Here is a 24235-nt window from a genome sequence, read left to right as displayed (position 1 = left end):
AAGGATAGGTCGATGAGAATCAAGGAATGATTGCCGGCGATGCAGCGGACCTACTGCCGCTGTATCGCTGGTTAGATTCATCAATAGCATTAACAGGTGTTGCTTGCTGTAAAAGGAAGATCGTATTCCAAATTAAATAATAACAACAATAATAATGTCACCATTAAATATGGGGCTGTTAAACAACAAGTCGTCACAGCTAGTGGTCAATACCCACCAATATTGGCCTTTGTTTTTCAGCCCTGTTTTTTCTCAAAGCCCGGGATCTGCTCGTGCGCCACTTCATCAATTTGCTCAGGCTTGAGGAATTGGTGTGCATATTTCAAATACACTTTCGAATCGACAAAGACGTCAAACAAGTCAGGGTCAATGTGGTCGCCTAGTTTCATTTTCCCCATAATGAACAAGCATTCGCTCAGCTTTTTCGCATCTTTATAGGGACGATCTGCTGCTGTGAGCGCTTCGAAAATATCGGCAATGGCCATAATCCTGGCGGGGATAGACATTTGCTCACGTGTTAACCCTCTTGGGTATCCCGTGCCGTCCATCTTTTCATGATGACCGCCTGCAAATTCGGGTACGCGACGCAAATGTTTGGGGAAGGGCAGTGCTTCGAGCATTTCCAGTGTGATATCCATATGGCGATTGATGATCCTGCGCTCCTCGGCAGTTAACGTGCCGCGCGCAATATTCAGATTATAGACTTCGTTTTCAGTTAATAAGGGTTGTACCTCAGTGCCGATCCGCACGGATGTTTGTTCGGCGATGTGTTTAACGCGTTGCTGGTCTTCGTCGCGCATGAATTCGCCGCCGATATTAGCATGTCGTAAAAATTGTCGATCTTGCTCTAGTTGAGTGAGTTTTTCCTCCAATTCAACTCTAAGATGATTGACCTGGGCTTGGTCACCATCCCGTTCAAAACGAAAAATACGTTTCGTATAGTCGAGCTCAAGGTCGCGCTTTGCCAGTTCAATTTTGGCATCGACTAACGCGATTCTGTCGTTTACCGATTCAAGTTTGGTGGCCTTATCCATAACATATTCAGGAATGGCGATTTTCCCGCAATCATGCAGCCAGCCCGCTAATGACAGCTCGGCCCGATCGGCTTCCGTCATGGAGAAGTCAGCCATAGGGCCTGACGTGGCGTCATGTACCGCTTCGGCAATCATCATGGTGAGTTCAGGCACGCGTCTACAGTGACCCCCGGTATAAGGCGATTTTTCGTCAATGGCCTTTGCAATCAGACGGGTAAAGGCCTGAAAGAGGGTCTCCATACCATCGATAAGCTGTCGGTTCGTCAGTGCCACAGCGGCCAGGGCGCCAATGGAGCAAATCATATCGGTTTGCTGTCTGGAAAAAGGGACTATTTCGCCCTTACTGTGTGGGTTGATCAGTTGTAGCACCCCATTGAGCTCTTGTTCATGATTGAGTAAAGGAATGGTAAGCACGGACTGCGTGTGATAACCCGTTTTAGCATCCATCGCTCGTGCAGCGGACAGGTCGTATTCTTCACATTCGTATACGTCGTCTATCTTGATCATTTCCCGCTTTGCCGCAGCCAGCGCGACTAAAGCGCTTTCGTTGCATTGTCCATTGTCCAGGTAGATAGGGATCGGAGGAAAAGGGATTGGCTGATTGGAGGTGCCACCCATATGCAGATCCAACGGCCCATTTATCAGTGTGGCAAACTGCAGCTGCATGTCCTCAGTGACGGAATAGATGGTCCCCCCGTCGGTTGCGCTAAGCTCCATCGCTGAAAGCAGGATGTTTTCCAGAAGTCGACTTGTATCGTGCTCTGATGCCAGCTCAATGGCCAATTTGAGCAGGTGTTGCAGCGCGACCTGTGAGCCTGCCTGCTCAAACTTATTTGCGATGTTTCGAATATGCTGTTCCATATCTCACCTGCTATTTCGATGTATGGGTGTAGCTGCCATCCCACTGCTCACCGGGCGGGTTAGCCTGTAAGACCAAGATCCGCTCACTAAGTAGCGCATAGATTTTTCGCTCTGGTGAGCGTTCTTTAAGTTTAGTAAAAGCTGCCTGAGCCTGCTGCCATTGTTGTGATAAATAAAGTGACCAGGCTTGTTCATGGGCGTCCAGTTCTTCACGTATATCTGGGGTTAATGCCTCGTGACTGCAAATCGGTTCATATACCGTGACGGCCTGGTTTTTGCCTTTGACCTTGACCTTGTCAATGGGGCGACATACCAGGCCCGGGCATTGCGCATGCGTCGTTTCATTGATGAGAATGCCCACCCCGTAGTATTTAGTCAGACCTTCAAGCCGGGAGCCCAAATTCACGGCGTCGCCGAGTACGGTGTAGGCGCGTCGATATTCAGACCCCATGTCTCCCACATTCATATCACCGGTATTGAGCCCAATACCAATTTTAAACGGTGGTAATGATTGCTGGCGCATGGGTTCTTGCAGTGCATCTACCTGCTCTTGCATTGCCATGGCACAGCGTACTGCCAGTTCGGGGTGCTTCTGAACTGGCAGGGGGGCATTCCAAAAAGCCATCACCATGTCGCCCACATATTTGTCTATGGTGCCCTGATGCTCGAAGATGATCCGTGTAATGGGTGAGAAATACTGATTGAGATAAGACTTGAGCCGACCTGCATCCAGGGACTCTGAGATAGTGGTAAAGGAGCGAATATCAGCAAACAGCACGGTGATGTCACGTTTCTCCCCTTCCATAGACACACTGTCCGGGTTGTCTAACATCGCCTGAATATGGGCAGGCGGGACATATTGATCGAAAATCGATTTTATCTGGAGTCGCTCTTTGTGCTCTCTGACAAACCCCAGACTACCCAGGATCATGGCCTGGCTAATTAACATGGCCAGTACCGCAACTTGAGGTAAATCCAGCCTGAGCTTGACCCATAAATACGCACTCAGTGTGATAAACAATCCGCTCACACAGAGGGTAAAGACTGCAATGCCCAATACTTCGAGGCGCGGTAAAATAAATACGCACAAGAGGCCCAGTAACAGCAATAACATAATCACAGCCCCATCCATCCAGTTGGGTCTGCTCGGCAACAACTCTGGAAAAACCAGACCCTCTAGCACGTTAGCGTGCACCTCAACACCGGGATATTGGACACCCACAGGCGTCGTTCGTAGATCGGCATGACCAACTGCGGACGTACCGACAAAGATAATGGCCTGATCAAACAGCTCCGGGTCTATCTGGCCGTTCAGAACATCAGCTGCAGAGACATAGGGAAAGCTGAAGGCTGGGCCCCGGTAAGGGACGTTGACGCGGCCGTAGTCATCCGTTGGAATAAGCGCTGTACCCAGGCGTATTCCCTCAACGCTGTGCCCGGTGCCAAAGGGTTTAGTGACCACCTCGACTTGGTCAGCCATGGTATAGAGTCGCGCTGCTTCCAGTGCCAGTGCAGGATAAAGCTGCCCCTGATGCTTGGCCAATAGCATCGAGTTACGAATGAAACCATCGCTGTCCGGGGCGCTGTTAATAAAGCCACTGCCGGGGCTGTTTTGTTGTAATGCTGAGACATTGGCAACATGTCCGGCAAAGGCAGGGACGGGCAACGCGGTGGCGGGAATGGCACTGAAAAAAATGGTCTCAGGTAACGTGCCGACGAGAATGTCAGGCTGATGTTCGAACAGCAGACCAAGTACAGTGTCTGTTTCTTGTAAGCGGCTGGCAAATGCTTTGTCAGCATCTATGGTTGGGGCCAGAGCGTGTAACGTGTGGGAGACATTGGCTGAGGTTTGCGTATCAAGATGGCTGAGCACTTGCCGGGCTGGGTTCAGTTCCGGTTCTGAAAATAAGATGTCGTAGGCAATGACGGCTACGCCCGCATCTGCCAGCTGGGATTGTAAACGTGCCATCACATGGCGGCTCCAGGGGAAGCGGCCGACTTGTTTGAGGCTGGGCTCATCGATATCGACAATCACAATGGGTAAAAAAGAGCGCGATTGCAGAGACAGAGTCGACTTCAAACGCAAGTCGTAGCCCAGGCCCTCCAGGCGTTTCAAAGCGTCGCCATAGGGCGAGGCCGGGGATAATGTGAGCAATTGCAAGGCGATAAACAGAGCGATAAGAAAGAGGCCGCATAGCCATTGCTGATAATATTTACGCCATAATCGCGGAAGGCTCATGGCAGTGTTAATCCCTCGCGAGCCAGAATGGTTTTGAAAGGCCGGTTCTGGCGCTGAATGTCAGCGGCTATCTGATCCAGTGCTGCATCGCTGCGGTCCGGATCATGGCTGATCAGCACAAGATGCTTTACGGCCCCTTGTTCGGCAAGAAGCAGCGCATCTTTGATCAGTGAATGCCCCCAGCCGTGTTTGAGCGGGTAATCATCCGGTACAAACTGGCCATCGTGGATCAAATAGTCTGCGTCTTTAACAAAATCAACCCACTGCTGAAATGACGTGACGGGCAGGCCTGGCGGGTTCAGCTCATTGTCGGTCGCGTATACCACGTCGATACCGTCAGCCGCAATGCGGTAGGCACTGCCACCACCTGGATGGTTCATCGCGCAGCGGCGAATGTCGAAGTCCTCATATTGCCACTGGTCCTGTACTTGTGGGGTTACCTGAATATCAGCCGCTAAGGTGTTGTGTGGTACAGGAAAATAACTCCCCTGCATTTGCTTTAAAATGGCGTCAGGGGCATGCTCTTCTGTGACACCAGGAACAATGGTAATCTGGCGTTTGGCAATGTATGCGGGAATGAAAAACGGAAAGCCCTGAATATGATCCCAATGGTTGTGGCTCAGTAAGATGTAAAAAGGCTGACGGGTATGCATCAACTCCTGGCCCAGTATCCTGAGCCCGGTCCCCGCATCCAGGATCATACGTTTACCAGCATCGCTTTCAAGGGTTACACACACAGTGTTACCGCCATAATGGACGGTTGTTGGCCCCGGTGTGGGGGTGGACCCCCGCACACCATAAAACTTTATTTTCATACCTAACCCTTTGGTGACTGCTTACTTACTTCGTCACTGTTGAACGACCTGGCCGGCTTGTAAACTCACCCTGGCGGGCGAGGACTGTTGCAACACAAAGGTAAACTCTGTACTGCTGTTGTGCTGTATGACGGTTTTCAGCTCACCGCTGATTGCGCTACTGAATAGCTGTGTGCCATCTTCATCGAAACTGGTATCCCAGCTTCCCGGTGATTCACTCAGCAATAGCTGACCGACATACAGGGATTTAGAGCTGCTTGCCTGGGCGAACAACAATAATTTACCGTTGCTTTCGATCCAGGCCTGGTTGATCAGCACGGCTTCACCGGATATTTGTTCAAACATCAGTACGCCACCATCCGCAAAGCTGGTATCCAGTGCGCCTGCACTGGTCACCCGAACGATAAAGTTCTTAGTGCCTGCATGGCCAAAGACAATAAAGCCCTGGCTGGCATCCACCACTGAGCCCTTCATGGTGATGTCGTCACCCACACTCAGGCCGATATCGAGTAACGCCAGGCCGTCTGTGCCGAAGCTGGTATCGGGGACGCCTGCTTCATTGGCTTTGGCCAGCAGCAGTTGAGGTGCCGTCGGCCCCGGTTGACTTTGGCCAACGCCGACCAGGCTACTTCCTACAGTATGGATCATAGACACTTTATGTGCATTGGGGCTGCAACTGTAACCACTCGGAATGGGGTAATCAAAGTGAGCAGGTAAGCTTCCAGAGCTGGGGATGACAAAGGCTATACTGTGCACATAACAACTGGCTGTTGCCTGACCCAGGGCCAGAATATTCCCACTCGGCAGCGTTGTTAACTGAGTTAGCTCTAATGCGGTAGACTCTGCTTGATACTCGCTGGCGAGCAAGCTCAGCACACCGTTGTTGGCAAAGCCGCTATCCAGAGCTCCTAAGTTACTGAACTTATTCAGTGTTGCCATGGCTTGCTCATCCCCCGCTGATACCGATACGTTGCCAGAGGCACTAAGTAAAACTTCGCCTGCGCTGTTTTCCTTAATGGCACCCACGGTAGCGCTGGACATCGGTCCTAAAGTTGTATCGGGCACAGTGGATACCAATCCCAGATTGGCAAAGGTATTCGTCCGTTGGCCCACACTATCGAGTTTCAGTACGTACGGCACGGTTTGTGGTGTAGTTTGCCAAGTTGCTGCCTGGCCTCCGAGTAATAGATGTCCTAAGGAGGCGCTAAAGGTCGATACTTGTCCGGCGACAAAGGTCTCGTCTCGACGGCCGACACTGACAGTGCGTTGACCAAAAGAGCCAAAGTTCGGGTTCAGTTCGGCTGCTGTGGTTATTTCACCAAGCCAGAGCTCTGATAGGGAGTTGTTACCCAGATTATTGAATTTCTGACCACTGAACAACAACCCACCCTGGGTTTCCAGGAAATCAAATATCTTGAGCCCGGCACCATGATACAGGCTGTAGCCATTACTGCCAGGGAGCCAGTTGGTATCTACATCACCATTGAGGCCAACCTTGATTACCTGAACTGCCTGATCATTACTAAAGAAACTGCGCTGAATGGCCAGATAGTAAGTATCACTATCCGCTGCGATCCCTATGCCGGTTGCATCATAACCAGAGATATCATTGTCTGCGTCTGTGGGGAGCTCACTGAGCTGATAGACGCGTTTACCTGTGCCAGCAAAGGCCGTGTCCAGCACGCCATCCATACTCAATTGCAGTAAGTACGCAGAACGTTCTTCGCCAAATTCGTCCAGTGTTGTCAGCCCGGTAACCAACAGGGTGTTACTGTCTTTAATCTGCACATGACGGGCAGTGTCATTGAACTCGGTGCCGTCTGCGCCTTCGGGCACTGTAGTGATATTGATTTGTAGCAGACCGTTGTTCTGGAAGCTGCTATCCGGAGCCAGCGTGCTTTGTGTGAGGCGCATTAACATCACATCCTCACCCGTTTCAGTCGACGTGATTTCGCCGTACAGCAGATAGTCCCCTGAAGGCAAAGTGACCATGCCTCGTGCATTCTTGGTGGGCGTTTCTGCCAGCGATTGGGTGGTGGTGACCTCGCCCTGAGCTGTGATCCTGGACAGCGTCACCGTGCCTGTTGTTGCGGTGCTGGTGGCTCTGATATTACTCACAACAGTGAGGGTTTCATTGTCTTCTAGCGCAATAGCAACGGGGGTAACAAAAACATTGCTGCCCAAAGGTAAGATCATATAGCCATTGTCATTGGCATAGCTGGTATCCAATGACCCATCGCTGAGCAGACGGAAGACGAGTAGCTGTTGTGAGCTTAAGAAATTGACGTAACCTGCCACATAAATACGCCCCTGTTCATCAACTGCTGCTATTTTTGCCCAGACATCTTGTGGAATGCTTTCAATTTCGATGCCGAAGCTACTTTGGAAGTTGCCTGCCTCAGCAAAACTGTTATCGGAGCGGCCATCACTGAGTTGCTTGCTGACATAAGCACGGTGGATATTGCGGCTGGCGGCGTCATTGAAATGACCAACAGCGCCGACGCTGATCAGTTTGCCATCGCTAAGCAGAATGGTTTGGCCGGGGCTGTGGAATTCCAGACTGGCATTCAGCGCCGCCGTTAAGCTACCGTCATTACCAAATGTACTTCGCTTAGTGGCAATATAGCTCGGCACTGCTTGCGTGACGGAGATAGTTATCTCGCTTTGTGCACAAAGCTGAGGTTCTCCAGAGTCACAGACCGTAACGGTCAGAGTATAGGTTTGTTCTCCATTGCTGGCCAGCTGTTCGGCGTCGGCAACGGTGACTTTACCATCCGTATCGACCGAGAAAAGCGCTGCATTGTTGCCCGTCAGCTGATAGCTGAGAGAGTCGCCATCTGGGTCGGAGGCACTGATCTGCAACACAAGCGTTCCATTGCTGATATCCGTCTCTATCTCTGTTGAACCGGGCTCTACAGTTGGCGTGTAGTTTTTGTCGTTTACGGTGATGGTGACCGTCGCAACGTTGGACGTTTCGGCCAGGTCGTTGCTCACCACGTAACCAAAACTATCACTGCCGACGAAGTTAAACTGGGGGACGTACAGGGCTGTGCCATTGGCTGAATCTATTGAGACACTGCCATGGGACGGTTCAGTAACAACCATAATGCTATTGATCAGCAGATCGCGTCCTTTGGCCTGATCATTGTTCAGGATGGCGATGCCCACACTCTCATTTTTATCGGTTTGTGCACTGTCATTGACGGCCACCGGGGTGGTATCCGGCGCTGTGATAGTAACGGTCACGGTGGCAGTATTGGAGGCTGCTCCCAGGTTGTCTTGCACTCGATAGGTGAAGCTGTCTTCTCCCTCCGAGGTGCCGGTATGAAAATAGCTGATCTCCCCGCTGCTGCTGACTTGTGTGGTGCCCATTTGCGCACTTTGTACTATCTCGACGGTGCCGGCTTGCAGGGTGCCGTCGGCATCACTGTCATTCTCCAACACTGTGATAGTGACAGACTGGGCGACTTCGATAGAGGCGCTGTCATTCACCGCAACTGGTGGCTGATTCAGTGGTTCAACTGTAATGGTGACGGTTGCAGTATTGGAAAGACTGCCTTCATTGTCTTGTACCTGATACGTAAATGAATCACTGCCTGAGAAGCCGCTTTGCGGCGTATAGATAAAGCCGCTTAGTTCCACGGTATCCAACGTCACGCTGCCGTTAGCCGGAGCGCTGACCACGGTGAGGCTGTTGTAATTCAGGCTGCCGTCACTGTCGCTGTCATTGGCCAGTACGTCTATGGTAACCGCTACCTCCTGGGTCGTTGTGGCGCTGTCATTCACGGCAACCGGCGGCTGATTAAGTGGTTCAACCGTAATGGTGACGGTCGCGGTGTTGGAAAGACTACCTTCATTATCTTGTACCTGATAAGTAAAGGAATCACTGCCCGAAAAACCGCTTTGCGGGGTATAGATAAATCCGCTTAGTTCCGCAGTATCCAATGCCACGTTGCCGTTAGTGGGGGCGCTGACCACGGTGAGGCTGTTGTAGTTCAGGCTGCCGTCACTGTCGCTGTCATTGGCCAGTACGTCTATGGCAACCGGCACCTCCTGGGTCGTTGTGGCGCTGTCATTCACGGCAACCGGTGGTTGATTAAGTGGTTCTACCGTAATGGTAACCGTCGCGGTGTTAGAAAGACCGCTTTCATTATCTTGTACCTGATAAGTAAAAGAATCACTGCCTGAGAAGCCACTTTGCGGCGTATAGATAAATCCGCTCAGCTCTACGGTATCCAGTGTCACGCTGCCGTTGGTTGGGGCGGTGACCACGGTGAGGCTGTTGTAGTTCAGGCTGCCGTCACTGTCGCTGTCATTGGCCAGTACGTCTATGGCAACCGGCACCTCCTGGGTCGTTGTGGCGCTGTCATTCACTGCAACCGGTGGCAGGTTGTCTCCTGTGATCTCAATAAAGACACTGGCTACATTGGACGTTGCCCCCCTGTCGTCTTGAATTTGGTAGGTAAAGCTGTCGCTACCCCGGTAGTCCGGTTCGCTCTGATAAACGAAATGGGTGCGGTCATTGCTCAGGCTCACCTCGCCATGACTGGGCCCTTCGAGCAGCATCAGGCTGGTTGGATTCAGACTGCCATCAATATCCTGGTCATTGGCTGCCACAAAAATGCTGACTGGTTGCCCTTGTGCGACTTCAGCACTGTCGTCGTTGGCCAAAGGCGCGTCATTGACTTCGCTGACTTCAATCAGCACAAAAGCCTGCACACTGGCTGCACCATCATCAATCTGATAGACGAAATAGTCTTGCCCATAACTGTTTTGTTGCGGGGTATAGCGGAAACTCCCTGTGTCACTGAGCTCCAGTGTGCCCATCAGGGGTTGCTCAATGATCGATAATGTCAGTGTATCTTCATCTGCATCGCTGTCATTTTCAAGTACTCCAGGAAGGTCGACAAACAGCTGTTCATCCTCGTTTGTCTGATAACTGTCATTGACTGCGACGGGCGGGAAATTGCTGACTTCAGTCTCTATAAGCAGTGTGATAGTGGCCGTGTTTGAGCCCCCATTGCCATCTTCTACCCGGTATTCAAAGCTGTCTGTGCCGATAAAGTCGGAATTGGGTTGGTAGTTAAAACTGCCATCGGCATTGAGTGTCAGGGTACCATTTTGTACATCGGTGACAGGCGTGGTGTTCACCGTGAGCGCATCGCCATCGAAATCTATGTCATTTACGAGCAACCCGGCGCCACTGACGGTGAGTTCGCTGTTTTGTGCCAGCGCGTAGTGATTGTCAAAGGCGATCGGGTCCTGATTAACGCGCTCAATGACCAAAGTGACTTCGGCCTCGGCGGTGACGCCCTGACTATTGACGATACGATAGCGGAAACCATCGGTGCCAAAAAAGCTTTCCCGGGGTTCATAAGTAAAACGGCCATCGGCAAATAGAGTCAGTGTCCCGTTTTGTGGATCGCGTACTGCTGTAGTGACCAAGGTCAGTGGTTCGAGGCCATTGGCATTGTCGTTGTTTAGCAAGTTACCCGAGAGTGACTCAAACTGAACGCCACTAAAGCTGTCCGCAACGGCGACGGGTGTGATCAGGTTGGAGGCCGCCAGCATACGCGATTCGCTGAAGGCACTTTCTCCGCTGCCATCAATGCCGGTGATGCGGGTGTAATAGTGTTTTTGTGGATCTAAGCCGCTGAAGGTGTGTGTTGAGTCAGTTAAGGCAATGACCCGCTGGCCACCTGGTAAGGTAGTAATGTTGCGCACATCATCAATGGGTGATTCGGCCAGATACGCGTTATAACGCAAGAAACTGGGCAGCGGTTGCCAGTCCAGTGCCGCGCTTCCTTCACTGCGTGGCGTGCTGTTAAACGCGATACTGCGTGGCAACCAGCTAATTTGTTGGGTGGCTACTGTGGTCAGGTTGCCACCATTGTCTTCTACCCAGACTTGTAATTGCAGGCTACCGGGCTGCTGCGCAAAATTAGCCGGGTTAATGCCTGTTTCGGTAAACGCGAATGGGTCGCTGCAATTACCATCGCATAAAACCTGTGCTTGCTCTGCATTGTCAAAGCCCAGCAGCACACGGCTTACGCCTTCCGGATCGGTGATGGCATCCAGAGAAACGGTGAGATTACCCCGGTAGGTACGTTGTGTAACGGGGAACAGGACGTTACCCGTTCCGTTTACGAATTGTGTATTGACCACCTGACGCGCGGCGAGGTTACGGTTCGCGAATCTGGGCTGATAGTCAAAAGGGATCAAACTGGCCTGGCCTGATGGTGCATCTGGCTGATCGGCGCTGTTATCCTGGGCTGGTGGTTCAGTGGTCGTATTTTGCTTAGGTGTTGTGCTTGTGGTGTCGTCACTATCGCCTGAGCAACCCGTTAAAAGCCCGGTGCAAAACAGTGTCAGAATGCCCAGTTGGTGTAATTGCGAGCGCTTCATCCCCCATCCCCCTTAAGGTTGACTCAAAATAAACAAGCCAGAAGCGGTGACACTCGGCTCATCAATTTCGTTCAAATTAAAATTGCCACGTAGCTTGTTCAGCTCATCGCTGAATTGGGTCTCGATAGTGCCTTCAGCCAGGTTTTGCCCGTGCGAGGCGAAATTGACGCCCAGCGTCATGCCACTGGCGTCGATCAGGCCATTAAAGGCGGCAAACCATTCACCCTGCTGATCGTTAAACGACAAGACGCCTTGCGGCACTGTGCCGCTGTCGAAATCGACGCTGATCTGCATTTGGATGTTGCTGATTGCGCCGCCAGTCGAGCTAAACTCGGCGCGCTCTAGCGCAGTGTAAAGCGCTGTCCCGGTGCGCTCAGCAAGTAAATCTTCAAGGGGATCGATCCCCACTGTGTCGAGGTTCTCTTCGGTAATAAAGCTGTTTTCTGAGATGTCCCGACCAACATCTGGCAAGGCGGCTTCAAAAGCTTCCTGAGCCGCAGGCGGGGTGGCGACCGGGGCTTGTGCTATGGTCAGTGTTGTCGCCTCAGCTGGAGAGTTATCTAGTTGCGCACTGGTATCCTCAGTGTTGCCGTCATCGCTTTGCTCATCTGGGTTGGTACCGCTGGCAGCGCCCTGGCTGGTTGGTGTGAGCCGGGTAAGTTGTTGCGGTGGGGCGAGTAGGGGGGTTACTTCACCACTTTGACTGACACTGGCAAAGGAAAAGTTACCTTCCTGCCCAAGCAGCAGCGGCTCCTCGTTGACACTGACCTCAATGGTGCCGTCCCACACGGCCAGCAGCAGTGTATCTCCTTGCCATTCAACTTCGTAGTGCGTACCCCGGATCCCGATACTGCCTACCGGGGTGCGGAGCTGATAATTGTCTTTGTTGCCTTTGATTTTGCCCGTAATGGTGCGCAGCCCGCCAGTTACTAATTCCATCACAACGGAGCCGTCTTCTTCAGAAGACCCGCTATATTCATTGATGATCAGTTGGGTGTTTTCCTTTAAGGCGATTAAAGCCCCATCCTGCATACGCAGCTGAGCATTGCTTTGTTGTCCGGTATTCACCACGTCTACATCAAAGACCGGACTGCGACGTTTCAGTGTGCGTTGCTCGGCGCTGTCACTGGCTGTCGCCACGACCTGGCCACGAGACATCAGGGTTTTGCCAGCTGGCGCAGCCTGGCTAATGGGAACAAAGAGTAACCCGGATAATAAGAGGGTCAGATGAGTGCTGTGTCTGAGTGGCTGCCAGCGGATGCGAGAATTAGAAATCATAATGTACTCCTAAGGACCATTCAGTACGATCATAACTGTACAGTTGCAGTGAGCTGTCTTTGTCGTAGTAAGCCAGCTTGGTTTCCAGGCTCCAGGCCGGGGTTATCTGGTAGTGCCAGCCCAGGTGTGCGATGTGGAGTGTTTCGTCCCGTACTTGCAAAAAGAAAGGGTGTGCTGCACGGTGTTCAATATCCCGGTATTGCACTTTGGCATTAAGGCGGTGGGCGTCATTGAGTCGATACACCACAGAGGCGCTAAAATGGCTATAGTCGCGCGCAAAATGCTCGCCTTCAGGGCTTCTTGCTGGTTGCCAGGTATACCCTGCGCTCAGGCGCAACAGCCAGTTGCGGTTTGCCCGGCTGAGGGCCAGCCCGGAGGTATACAAGCGGCTGTCGAGTGCGCTGTCCCGGACATTATTCAGATTAAACGCGCTCATGTTAACGGTCGCTGCCCAGTGCTCATTGATAGCGTATCTCAGCGCACTAAAGACGCCGGCATCTTGTTGATAGGTTGCAGAGTCCAGTGACATTACGCCCAGCTGGGTGCCCAGGTGAAGCTGAAAGGCCGCAATGTCCTGAATGTAGCTGAGGTTAGCGCTGAGCTGAGTTCGGTCAAATTCATCACTGTCCTGATGGCGTTGATCAGATATCTGCAGATTGGCTCGCCATGCCTGGTGTTGGGTTTGTTGCCAGCGGCCATCAAAGCGATAACTGGCGCGGGCGAAAGAATCCGACGCTTCGCGGCTAGTTTCATCGAGCAAAATGGGCAGACCGCCAATTACTATGCGGTCATCTGTGGTGCCACTGTTCACGTTGCTGTCGTGGCCCAGCGCCAATGAAACCCGGTGTTTCAGCTCCTGTTTCAGGCTGGCGAGATTGCCTTCAATGGCCTCCAGCGCGCGCGTTACCCGTTGTCTGAACTCATCACTGAGGGGCGTGTTCAGGAGCGAATTGAGAGTCGTGGCGGCTTGCGAGTAGTTCTTTTGCTTGTTGTAAGTCAGGCCAAGCAGGTACAGGCTGGGCTGGTGGTTGGGTTTGGCCGCAAGCACACGTTCAAGGGCAAACACAGCCTCGTTGTAATGACCTGTTTCGAGTGCGGCCCTGGCGTAGAGAAAATCAAAGGCGGGCTCGCCTGCGGCAGTGTCGAACTGTGCTTGCGCTAATGCATAAGCCTGTTCATATTGTCCCTGCTCGAGTGTTGATTGGAGTTTTTTGAGCGGTGTGGTTGCGGCCAGCGCTGCACTCGTGTGCAGTCCAACCAGCAAAACAACCGGAATAAACGCGCGATGAAGTAATAGCTGCATAACAGATCACCCAAGGTTCGATTATTCTCTGGTACTGCCAGTCAACTTTGTTTGTAAGCATTATTTCATACCCAGGCATGGTGTGCCGGTGCGCATTAAACGGCGAACTGATGCACACATCGCCAACACGTCAGGGTGTCACTGATAGTGACCTAACAGGTTAATCTCTATCAGTTTTAAGTCAACGGACCAAGAGAGCGTGATTAAATTATAGACAGTGCTTTCAATAATTCACTCTAAGTTACGGGTACAAGGCATGTTTGATTCATGAAGCGGGTCATTAGGGAATGGGATTGATGCCCTGGTCCGGGTCGATCTGAGGATATTGCGAGAGCAAATGCTGATAGGTGCCATCCTGGATGATGTCGCTGAGGCCCTGATTGAACAGGGCGATAAGCTTGCGAGACCTGGGGTGTGTTTTGCTGATACCAATATGGAGTGGCCATGATGCGATGACCTGAGCGTGTAAGGTGAATATGTCACGCTGAAAATGATGGGTGATTGCAAAGGCCGCGGCAAACCGATCTGCCACTACGCCATCGACCCGGCCCCGTGCCAGCTGTCGCAGGCATTCGCTCAAATGTAGTTGGTTGATGACGCTGATATTGGGATATCCACTCACCAGGTTTTGATAAGCAAAACCCCGGATCATGCATACGCGTTTGCCGTTCAGAGAGCTTAATCCAGAAAAAGACAAGGCGTTTGCAGAGAGGGAAATAAAAATGAGCTCATTGTGCAAATAGGCGGTGCTAAAGAAGAACTGCTGTGCACGTGCTTGTGTATGCCACAGTGCCGGGATCACATCGACCTCTCCGTTTTGTGCCAGGCGCATTGCCCGACTAAATGGCGCGACTTCAAGCGCAAAAGTTTCGCCGCTGCGGGCAAAGGCTGCGGCAACAATATCATAGCTGAGGCCGCGATCATCGTCCTGTACGTAAGGTGGCCACACGCTATGACTGCCTAGCAGTATGGGTTTCGCTAGCAAAGGAAAAGCACATGTCAGGCACCAGACAAACGCCATCAGCACGAAATTGCGCACACCAGCCCCCTTATTTTCTCACTGTTTTGAGTGTAGTTTAAATCGCCTCGATTGGCAGCATGGAGCGAATGCTGTGGGGTAATTGTAATCTTCTGTTTGGTATATGCTAAACAATGTATATTTCATCCAACCTGTCATGCCGGTGTCACAATACGCGTTTTATAGTGGCATACTGCCAACAAATAAAGACAACAACGTATGACAACTAAACAACGTGTATACTGGATATCTGTGATAGCGGGTGTAGGTTTGTGTCTGGATCAGCTCAGTAAGTGGTTTGCAAGTTACTACTTAAATGGCTGGCAGATGGCCAGCTATTGGCATGACCTGGTGCGCCTTGGTTACCGGGAAAACAGCGGTGTGTTTTTGAGTTTAGGCAGCGAACTACCAGCGCCACTACGCAGTGTGTTGTTCATTGGGGTGATTGGTTTGCTGTTGGTGGCGATATTGCTATACACATTGAAAAGTGAGGACTTAAATCGCAACCAGATCATTGGCTTGTCTTTGGTGTTATCTGGTGGCGTGAGTAACCTGATTGATCGGGTGCTAAACAATGGTGCCGTAATCGATTTCCTCAATTTGGGGATCGGTGAGCTGCGAACGGGGGTGTTTAATATTGCTGACGTGGCGATTATGTGCGGTGCGGTGATGTTGATACTCTGTACGACACACAATCAAAACGTTGCCGTGCAGAAAACCTGAGTAAAAGTGATGCTGCCAGCAGTCGTTTAATTTAGCTGGCAGGCAGCTCGGAGGGTTTGCTGAGTAAATAGGCCATGACCATCAGCTCGGTTAACGCGACGCCGACCAGTACAAACCAGGGCGCGGTGGTCATACACAAGATAACAAAGCCAAATAACATCCCTAAACCCGCGCCCCATTTGCCTTTGACTGGCACAACTTGATGGGATTGCCAGGCAGCCAGCGTGGGACCAAATTTGGGATGAGTCAGCAGCCAGTTGGCTAATTTGGGGTTAGAGCGGGTAAAGCAAGCCAGTGCCAGAATAAAAAAAATCGTGGTTGGCATTACGGGCAGCGCCATACCAATAAAACCCAGTGCCACACATAAGATCCCGGCAAGGTGTAACCAGAAGCAACGGTTAAAAAGTTTTTGTGCGTGTTTTTTCATCGCAGTCCTTCCCGGTATTATCCCGTGTGTTGTTCATCGGTGTGACTTACATTATAGCTAAAAACAAACAGACGAATAGTCGCTGTAATATTTTCGCGCTGTGTGTAATATTTACCCAAGTTGGTGATGAGTTGGTGCGTGATACCTATGCACTATGAAGCGTTAAGCAGCGGCAAAACGCCGCTGCTGGTGGCGCTTAGAAGTAGTAGCCAATGTTAATATTAAAGCGGCGCTCAGTCTCGTCGCTGTTACCCGCAACGGATCCGCCCACGAATGGCTGGTTTTTGGCGAGCACATAATCTATGTAGCTAAAGAACGCACCCGCAGAGAGAGAAACACCGGTGACGTTCATCCAGGTGTCTTCGCTGTCGTCCGATTTATCGTAGATAATGCCGTAGTCATTGTAGAATTGCAGCCCTGTGATTGGGCCAAATTGTACCGGTAAGCTGTATGCGATATTGGCATTGCTCATCGTCGCCTCGGCAGCAATGGAATCAAAAAATGCATACGCGCCGACGGCCATACGTGTGGCAGGTGTATCGACATCGTATTCGTATTCACCGTGCTGTAATTGCAGGTTCCAGGGGCCATAGTTGCCGTTGAAGTGGATAGCCCAGGCCATGTAGTCACCGGCGCTTTCGGTCCCGTCGTGCAGGCCGCCACTCAAACCAGATACGCCCAGCTCGGTGGTACCGCCTTTATGCTTGAAGTGATAGGCATAGCGGCCGGCAAAGGTGTTGTATTCGCCCAGCGGCTGGGTTGGGTCATCATAGATGCCATCGCCGGTTTTGCGAAAGCCAACAATGTCGTACGAGTAGCGATCGCTGCGGTCTTCTACATAACCATCGACACCGCCCAGCTCATCATTTTTGAAAAAGCCCAGATCCAGCTGCCAGTTGTCGGCAATTTTGCGTTTAAACAACACGCCCATATCGTGATCGTCTTCTAACCCCACGTAGTAAGTGGTGTTAAAAAAGTAATTATGTGAGTTGTAAGGCCAGTTACCAAAGGGCACTTTGGTCATGCCCAGTTGTGCCTGCCAGTCTTTGGCAAAGTCATAATGCAAATAGGCATACTTAACGGCGGTCATGTAGTCGAAAAAGCGGATCTCGGCATTGAGGCCAAAACCGCCCACATTGCCGGAAAAGTTAAGCCGAAAAATATCGAAGTCAAAATCGCCGCCGCGATTTTTGTTGTCGTCATCATACGACGTGTGACTGAGGTTAGTCCGTACAGCACCGCCCACTTTGATACTGGGCTTGGCGGGGTCGGCCTGGCGCGCTTTTTTATCGGCTTTGGCCTGGGCTTTTTCGCGTGCTTGTTCGCGTTCCATTTTATGTACTTTTTGCTGAAGCAGTTCAAGTTGCTTCTTTAGCTGTGCCAGTTCATCTTCGCTGGCAATGGCGGGACCAGAAGACAACATCATAGCGCCGCACAGAGCGGTCATGAGTCGAGAGCGTTTTAGCATGGGAGAATACCCGTATGGTTGAGTTAGTGAGAATAAAATATCTCTCAATAGCCTAGACCATTCACTCTTATGTTCCAAGAAATCCGCTCTGAACGGCAGGAATTTTCCCTGATCCTTTGGATAGTTGCGCAACTATAAACTATATTTTTGAGCAGTAACGTGAATGTGATCAGCAACGCTATGGTATGTGCGTTTTAGTGTGTTGGTACTGCCAGCTCATCCCGTGAGGAATCCACTCTATGACTATTTCGCAAAAGCTCAGACTGGCTTTTATCGTTGCCATCGTCTCGCCTATTTTAATTATCGCTGTGCTGATTGTGTCCCAGACACGGCAACTGGCGCTCGATAAATTTGTGGAGATGAGTGGTCGGGAAGCCCTTCAGGTCGATAACGGAATTGGTATGTTCTTCGATGAAATAGCGAAGAATGTTGAGTTCCTGGCGACCAATCCTAAGCTCACCCGGGCACAAAGCGACGTGCAGGTTTATACCGGTAATAGTACCGCGACTGCGCTTAACTCGCGTGCTGGCAGCGAGATTGAGCAAGCCGTCTATGATCTGTTTGAACGCTTTGGAGATACCCACCCGGGGATTGCCTACATCTACTTTGGTAATACTGAAGGTGGTTATATTCAATGGCCTCAGGGTGAAGTGAGTGCAAACTATGACCCTCGCCCCAGGCCCTGGTATCGCAGCGGACAAGCGGCCAATGGTCAAACCGCAATGACCGATGCCTACTATTGGGCACCGGATGACATGGCGATTGTTTCAACTGTGCGTTCCGTCAGATCCAATGGTCGGGAGATAGGTGTCACGGGCATGGATGTCTCGTTACAGGGCCTGACTAAGATCATTCGGGAAGTCAAACTGGGTGAAACGGGCTATCTGATGCTGGTGGAAGACACGGATAAAATTCTGGTCGATGCCAAACACAGCGATTATCGGTTTAAAGATGTTAAACAGGTCGAAAACGGTCTGTACAAAACCCTTGCCAGCAATCAGTCCGGGCTGTATGAAATTCAGATTGATGGGACTGACTACTTCGCCAGTATCTACACGTCGAAGAAGCTGGGCTGGAAGTTCATTGCCTTTGTGGAACAAAGTGAAGTGATGGCGGCGGCCAATGCCATGACCTGGACACTGGTGATCCTGAGTGTGGTGCTGGTGGCTTTGTTTGTGGTACTGGCTAACTATATCGCGAATGTGTTGTCTGGCCCGATTGTGGAGGTCAGTGATGGTCTGACTATCATCTCCCAGGGAGGTGGCGATCTGACTCAGCGTTTAGAGGTCGACAGCAAAGATGAAACCGGCAAATTGGCGGATAGCTTCAACAGCTTTCTTAATCTGATAGCGCAGCTGGTGACAGACATAAATACCTGTGCTCAGCAGCTCAATCAAACGGCCGGCGCTACGGCCACGGAGTCGGAGGAATTAACCAGTTCAACTGCGCAGCAACAGCAAGCTCTGGAAATGGCAGCAACGGCCATTAATCAGATGGCGGCGACGGCCAACGAGGTGGCATCCAGCTGTGCAAATGCCGCAGAGCTGGCCACCCAAACTCAGCAGGCCTCAGAGCTGGGTCAGTCGGTGATGTCAGAAGCGGTAGACAGTGTGGTCGCCTTGTCAGACGTGATCAAGCGGGCAACGTCAGACATCAATCAGCTGGACAGTGAAAGTGAAAATATCATGTCCATTCTCAGTGTGATCCGTGGGATCGCTGAGCAAACGAATTTGCTGGCACTGAATGCTGCCATTGAGGCTGCCCGGGCTGGGGAACATGGGCGGGGGTTTGCAGTGGTTGCAGACGAAGTCCGAGCCTTGTCTCAGCGTACGTCAGAGTCAACCGAAGAAATCGCCTCACAGCTCGACAAGTTGAGAAAAATGACAGAAGGGGTGTCGCTGGATATGCGCAGCAGTTTGACCCGCACAGATAAAACGGTTGAGCTGACCGACTCTGCGCAAAGCCAGTTCAGCGAAATCACTCAGTCTATTCAAACTATCAGTGACCTGAATACGCAAATTGCCACCGCAGCTGAGGAGCAGCAACACGTTGCAGAAGACATTAACCGCAATGTAATTGAAATAAAAAATGCGGCGGATAGTGTCAGCGATGTAGCCAATAACACCAGCGAAAATGGCGATAAAATGCAGCGACTATCTGAACAGCTGACCCGGCTGGTTGGCCAGTTTAAGGTATGATGAACACGGGATGTGATGAAGATCACTCATATTCGATAGGTACCTCTTACACCGCTCGGGCATTTTAGGTAAGGTAGTGCCAGTTTAGTTTAAAAATAGGTGTTATATGGAACTTTCTGCCTCAGTAAAATTGGCACGTACCGAGTCCGGCCTGGAGTATTTTGACGTTAACGGGCCACAGTGTCAGGCTAAAATTTATCTGCAAGGTGCACAGATCACCGAGTTCATTCCAGCAGGTCAGAAAAACTTGTTGTGGGTATCCCAGGATGAAACTTACCTGGAAGGCCAGTCTATCCGTGGTGGTATTCCTATTTGCTGGCCTTGGTTTGGTGTACATGCCGAACCAGACTGGCCGGCACATGGGTTTGCGCGTAAGCAGGTCTGGCGTGCAGAGCGTGTAGAAGAAGACGATACTGCAATTCGTATTGTGTTGTCTTTACCAATGGCTTCTGTTGACCGTACTTTCTGGCCTTATGAGTCCAGTTTGACCGTTGAGTTTGTACTCAGTGAGCAACTCGAAGTCAGACTCTGCAACACCAACACTGGCAGTGAAACGTTTACCCTGACTCAGGCGCTGCATACCTATTTCCCAACGCCTGCAATAGCACAAACCCGTGTGGATGGGTTACAAGGGGCAAACTTTATTGAGTTTGGCGAAGGGCCTTTTGTTCAGAACGAAGTGGTCACGTTTGCCCGTGAAACTGACATGGTTTACACCCAGGCACCTGAAGTACAGATCATCGACACGCCAGAGGGTAAAATTGCAGTAGGCCGAGAACACTCAAGCTCTTGTGTGTTATGGAACCCCTGGATAGAAAAGTCCAAACGTCTGAGCAACTTCCGCGACGATGAATATCACACTATGCTGTGTCTGGAAGCAGCTAACGTAATGGACGACGCAGTGACACTGGCCCCGGGCGAATCCCACACCCTCACCACCAAAATCAGTTGGATTGAGTAAGACCGAAGCAACGCTTCGCAGCTATCGTGCAAAGTCGTGCTTTAGCGCGCCCTTTGCGCAAGGGTGAGCAGCGTCGCAAACCTTGCAAGCGCGCAGCAAGCTTAGTTGCGAGCGTGAGGCCGTGGACCCACATGGATGTGGGGAAGTAGCATAATGCAGGAGCAATTATCGAGATGGCCGAATCGAAGCCCTCGACATTGACGTGTGCCCACTCGTAGCTATACGCCAAGTTATGCCTGCTTGGGCACGCGATAGAGGACTGCGCTGTTCAGCGTTTGACACCCCGCCACCCTGTGTTCGACACCCCGCTATCCCGTGCTCGACACGGGGAACTACTTAGCCAATGAGCAGGTCATTTCTCATAGCGCTGTGCCAGCGGCACGGAAACAACCGCCTGTCGGACGCTTTTCGTCTCAGTCAATTTCCCGTATTCTGAACGTAGTAATAATCGGACAGGGAATACGATGGCAGTACTCATTGTGGATGATAATCCGGAGGTGCGCTTAAGCGCGGCATTTTTGCTTGAAGATCATGGTTTTGAGGTGTTTGAAGCAGAACATCCAGAAGTGGCCAAGCAGTTTTTGAGTTGTAAGCAAATAGAGCTGATCCTGCTCGATATGAATTTTACCCGTGACACCACATCCGGGCAGGAAGGACTGGCATTTTTGCGCTGGTTAAAGTCGTTAGATGGTGCACCGGCGGTGATCTGTTTGACCGGCTGGGGCAGTGTGACACTGGCCGTGGAGGCGATGCGTCTGGGCGCCGCAGACTTTATCGAAAAGCCCTGGCAAAACCTGCAATTGCTGGATGCCATCCGTAAGCAAAGTAAGCTCAGCGCGCTACAAACACAGCAAAATGTGGTCGCAGATACTGAGGTGACATTACCGGCTTATACGTGGCGCTCAGAGGCCATGAAAACCTTATCCAGGAAACTGGAGCGGATCGCAGCCACTGATGCCAGCGTATTACTGTGTGGTGAAAGTGGGTGTGGTAAAAGTTACCTGGTTGACGCGCTGCACAGTCAGTCGGCACGCCGTGGTGGTCCTTTGATCAGTGTGAATATGGGCGCCATTCCCGAGAGTTTGTTTGAAAGTGAAATGTTCGGGCACACCAAAGGGGCATTCACTGATGCTAAATCACAGCGTAGCGGGCGTTTTGAACTGGCTGATGGCGGGACCCTGTTCCTTGATGAGGTTGCGACCATTCCGCTGACTCAACAAGCCAAGTTGCTTCGCGTGCTGGAAAGTGGTGAATATGAGCGAGTCGGTAGCAGTCGCACAGAGCGTGCCGACATTCGTTTAATCTGTGCCACCAATAGCGATCTTGAAAAAGACGTGACAGCCGGGCATTTTCGCAGCGATCTGTTGTATCGCATCAATACCTTTACCTTTGAGCTTCCGCCGCTGCGTGCACGGCTGGATGACATAATACCACTGGCCAATTACCTGCTTGCGCGCCATGCGGCACGTTACAACCTCGACACTAAAGCACTGGATAACGAGGCACAGGCTGCATTACTGGCCTACCGCTGGCCCGGTAATATTCGTGAGCTCAGCCATGTGATGGAGCGGGCCTTACTACTTAGTGAAGGGGCGCAGATCGGGGCTGTGGACTGTCAGCTGCGCTTGTCCAGTCCTGAACCTGAGCCCCTGCGTACTGAGGTGGCACAATCGCCGGGCAGGACGCTGGCGGAGGTCGAGAAAACCCTGATAGAACAGACTCTGGCAATGCATCAGGGGCAGGTCAGTAAAGCTGCCCAGGCGCTTGGGCTTACCAAGTCCTCTTTATATCGCCGACTGGATAAATACGGGTTGCGCAGTGAAAGCTAACTTCGAGCGCGCTCTGCATGCGCATCTGGCTTTACTGGGACTCGTCGTGGTGGCTCTGTTGTCATACTTATTATGGCAGCAGGCGTTGCCATGGTGGCAGGTTGTACTCATAGCCGGTGGCGTGGGCGGGGTGTTGTGGCGTCTGCATACATTGCGTCTGACACAGCTGGAGAGTATTTTTTCGCGCGCACACTGGCAGCTTGAGGCCATGCAACAGGCGGATTTCAGTCAGCAGATCCGGCCCCATTTTCATTCCGGTCAGGTGGCGGCATTTGAACAGCAGTTGATAGCGCTGGGCGAGCAGTTACACCATCAAAAGTCGCGTTATAATTCACAGATCTTTGTCATTTATCAGCTGATCGACAAGCTCAATACCCCGATCCTGGTTTTTACCGAAGAGTCACGGTTAAGCTATGCAAATCAGGCCTTTGAATCCTTGTATAGACAACCCTGGCAGCATTATAAAGGGGCAACCGCCTTGTCTCTGGGGCTGGAAGAGGCACAGCAGGGCTGGCAGTTTGTCAGTCACACCCAGGGGGCTCGCTGGCAGCTGCACAGCAGCTATTTTTATGAGCAAGGCAAGCGTCACAGTTTACTGGTTGCGCTGGATATTACCAAAGCGCTGAGGCAAAAAGAGCTGGCTGCCTGGCAGCAATTGATCCGGGTGATCAGCCATGAAATACGTAACTCGCTGACCCCGGTGAGTTCATTGGCGCAAAGCCTGGCGGAGCGTGCAACCTCAGCCAGAGAGCAGCAGGCACTGTCGGTCATTGAGCAGCGTTGTCAGCATTTGCAGCACTTTGTGGCCCGTTATGGTGAGATCAGTAAAGTCATTGAGCCCCAGCTTCAGCAAGTTCAGCTCCACCCGTTGTTTGCGTCAGTACAGGACTTATTTGCATCACAGCACCCGACACAACGTATAGTTCTGGATTGCCAGGCACATCAGTGTCATTGCGATCCGCAGTTACTTGAGCAGGTCCTGATCAACCTGGTTAAAAATGCCATCGAAGCCAACCAGACTGCCACACCAGCTGGCCACCAGGTGCTGATACGTAGCTATTACCTCAGCCCGGCGGTAGTGATAGAAGTGGCAGATGAGGGGGGCGGATTTGCCAATCTCGACAATGTTCTGACGCCGTTTTATTCCACTAAGACAGAGGGGCAGGGCATTGGGTTGACCTTCAGCCAGCACGTAATTGAATGTCATGAGGGCCAGTTTGATGTGGCCAACGAGCAGCGAGGTGAGCGAGTGGGTGCGGTCATTAAGATGACACTCCCTAGTTGATAATAATTATCATTTGCGTATAATAACCCTCATACTGATCTTAACCTATGCTGCCGTCGTATTATCATGCCAGCAAACCCTGATCCGGGAGTGGTCTATGTTGGTTTTAACCCCTTTAATCGTATTTATTGTCGCGGCTGCGTGCGTCAGCCAACTCAGGTTAGCGCGTTTAATGACGGCCAGGCTCAGAGGGTTGCTTGCTTGGAGTAGTGCAGGCATTCTGGCACTGGCAAAAGTGTACGCTGGGCTAAGCTTTTCTGCTGCCTTTGCGGTGTTTATCGTCGCCGGTGGCATTTTGCATATGGTCAGTTCACTTGACCAGCACAGCGATGCCTGAGCTGCGCTGGATTAAAGTGTTTCAAAAGATAAATACCTACTGATTCTTAAGCAC

15 protein-coding genes are annotated in these 24235 nt (G+C 51.5%); 6 read left to right on the top strand and 9 right to left on the bottom strand.

The features are described from left to right. Window positions 1–236 precede the first annotated feature (236 nt). From QNM19_RS21275 to QNM19_RS21245, 7 genes are all read right to left on the bottom strand, one after another. Window positions 237–1895: an HD domain-containing phosphohydrolase gene (locus QNM19_RS21275; RefSeq protein WP_284027182.1), complete on the bottom strand. Its 1659-nt coding sequence runs from the start codon at window positions 1893–1895 to the stop codon at window positions 237–239. Window positions 1896–1905: 10 nt separating this feature from the next. After that, entirely contained in the window at window positions 1906–4134 is a 2229-nt protein-coding gene (locus tag QNM19_RS21270) for a CHASE2 domain-containing protein (RefSeq protein WP_049866452.1), read from the bottom strand. Beyond that, window positions 4131–4949, bottom strand: a complete 819-nt coding sequence (locus tag QNM19_RS21265) for an MBL fold metallo-hydrolase (protein WP_049866451.1) — start codon at window positions 4947–4949, stop codon at window positions 4131–4133. The genes QNM19_RS21270 and QNM19_RS21265 overlap by 4 nt, the downstream gene beginning before the upstream one ends. A gap of 33 nt (window positions 4950–4982) precedes the next feature. Further along, window positions 4983–11354: an Ig-like domain-containing protein gene (locus QNM19_RS21260; protein WP_284027181.1), complete on the bottom strand. Its 6372-nt coding sequence runs from the start codon at window positions 11352–11354 to the stop codon at window positions 4983–4985. 12 nt (window positions 11355–11366) lie between these two features. Continuing rightward, complete coding sequence (locus QNM19_RS21255; protein ID WP_049865085.1) at window positions 11367–12632, bottom strand: FecR domain-containing protein; 1266 nt, start codon at window positions 12630–12632, stop codon at window positions 11367–11369. Continuing rightward, a complete protein-coding gene (locus tag QNM19_RS21250) occupies window positions 12622–13935 on the bottom strand; it encodes a tetratricopeptide repeat protein (RefSeq protein WP_049865084.1) in 1314 nt (437 codons plus the stop codon). The genes QNM19_RS21255 and QNM19_RS21250 overlap by 11 nt, the downstream gene beginning before the upstream one ends. 280 nt (window positions 13936–14215) lie before the next feature. Then, entirely contained in the window at window positions 14216–14974 is a 759-nt protein-coding gene (locus tag QNM19_RS21245) for a substrate-binding periplasmic protein (protein ID WP_049865083.1), read from the bottom strand. 198 nt (window positions 14975–15172) lie between these two features. On the opposite strand from QNM19_RS21245, the gene lspA reads away from it, so the two are divergent. Further along, window positions 15173–15676, top strand: coding sequence for a signal peptidase II (gene lspA, locus QNM19_RS21240; protein WP_049865082.1), 504 nt, complete (start codon window positions 15173–15175; stop codon window positions 15674–15676). Window positions 15677–15707: 31 nt separating this feature from the next. Here lspA and QNM19_RS21235 read toward each other — a convergent pair whose 3' ends face one another. Beyond that, entirely contained in the window at window positions 15708–16103 is a 396-nt protein-coding gene (locus QNM19_RS21235) for a YbaN family protein (RefSeq protein WP_049865081.1), read from the bottom strand. A 196-nt stretch (window positions 16104–16299) separates the two neighbouring features. After that, the gene (locus QNM19_RS21230) at window positions 16300–17571 is read right to left on the bottom strand and encodes a porin family protein (RefSeq protein ID WP_049865080.1); all 1272 of its coding nucleotides are present in this window, start codon (window positions 17569–17571) and stop codon (window positions 16300–16302) included. A 239-nt stretch (window positions 17572–17810) separates the two neighbouring features. On the opposite strand from QNM19_RS21230, the gene QNM19_RS21225 reads away from it, so the two are divergent. The 5 genes from QNM19_RS21225 to QNM19_RS21205 all read left to right on the top strand — a co-directional run bounded on the left by QNM19_RS21225 (window position 17811) and on the right by QNM19_RS21205 (window position 24181). Beyond that, window positions 17811–19769 carry a methyl-accepting chemotaxis protein gene (locus QNM19_RS21225; RefSeq protein ID WP_049865079.1) on the top strand — a complete coding sequence of 653 codons (1959 nt, stop codon included), beginning with the start codon at window positions 17811–17813 and terminating at the stop codon, window positions 19767–19769. A gap of 106 nt (window positions 19770–19875) precedes the next feature. After that, window positions 19876–20730: a D-hexose-6-phosphate mutarotase gene (locus QNM19_RS21220; protein WP_049865078.1), complete on the top strand. Its 855-nt coding sequence runs from the start codon at window positions 19876–19878 to the stop codon at window positions 20728–20730. 464 nt (window positions 20731–21194) lie between these two features. Next, window positions 21195–22559: a sigma-54-dependent transcriptional regulator gene (locus QNM19_RS21215; protein WP_049865077.1), complete on the top strand. Its 1365-nt coding sequence runs from the start codon at window positions 21195–21197 to the stop codon at window positions 22557–22559. Further along, the gene (locus tag QNM19_RS21210; protein WP_284027180.1) at window positions 22549–23844 is read left to right on the top strand and encodes a sensor histidine kinase; all 1296 of its coding nucleotides are present in this window, start codon (window positions 22549–22551) and stop codon (window positions 23842–23844) included. Before QNM19_RS21215 ends, QNM19_RS21210 begins: the two co-directional genes overlap by 11 nt. A gap of 97 nt (window positions 23845–23941) precedes the next feature. Then, window positions 23942–24181: a hypothetical protein gene (locus QNM19_RS21205; protein ID WP_010384974.1), complete on the top strand. Its 240-nt coding sequence runs from the start codon at window positions 23942–23944 to the stop codon at window positions 24179–24181. Window positions 24182–24235 lie beyond the last annotated feature (54 nt).

Source organism: Pseudoalteromonas ardens, assembly GCF_030125445.1.
In the GTDB taxonomy this organism is placed as follows: Bacteria; Pseudomonadota; Gammaproteobacteria; order Enterobacterales; family Alteromonadaceae; genus Pseudoalteromonas; species Pseudoalteromonas ardens.
The sequence above is the reverse complement of the archived record's forward strand: the minus strand, read 5'-3'. Positions and strand labels throughout refer to the sequence as shown.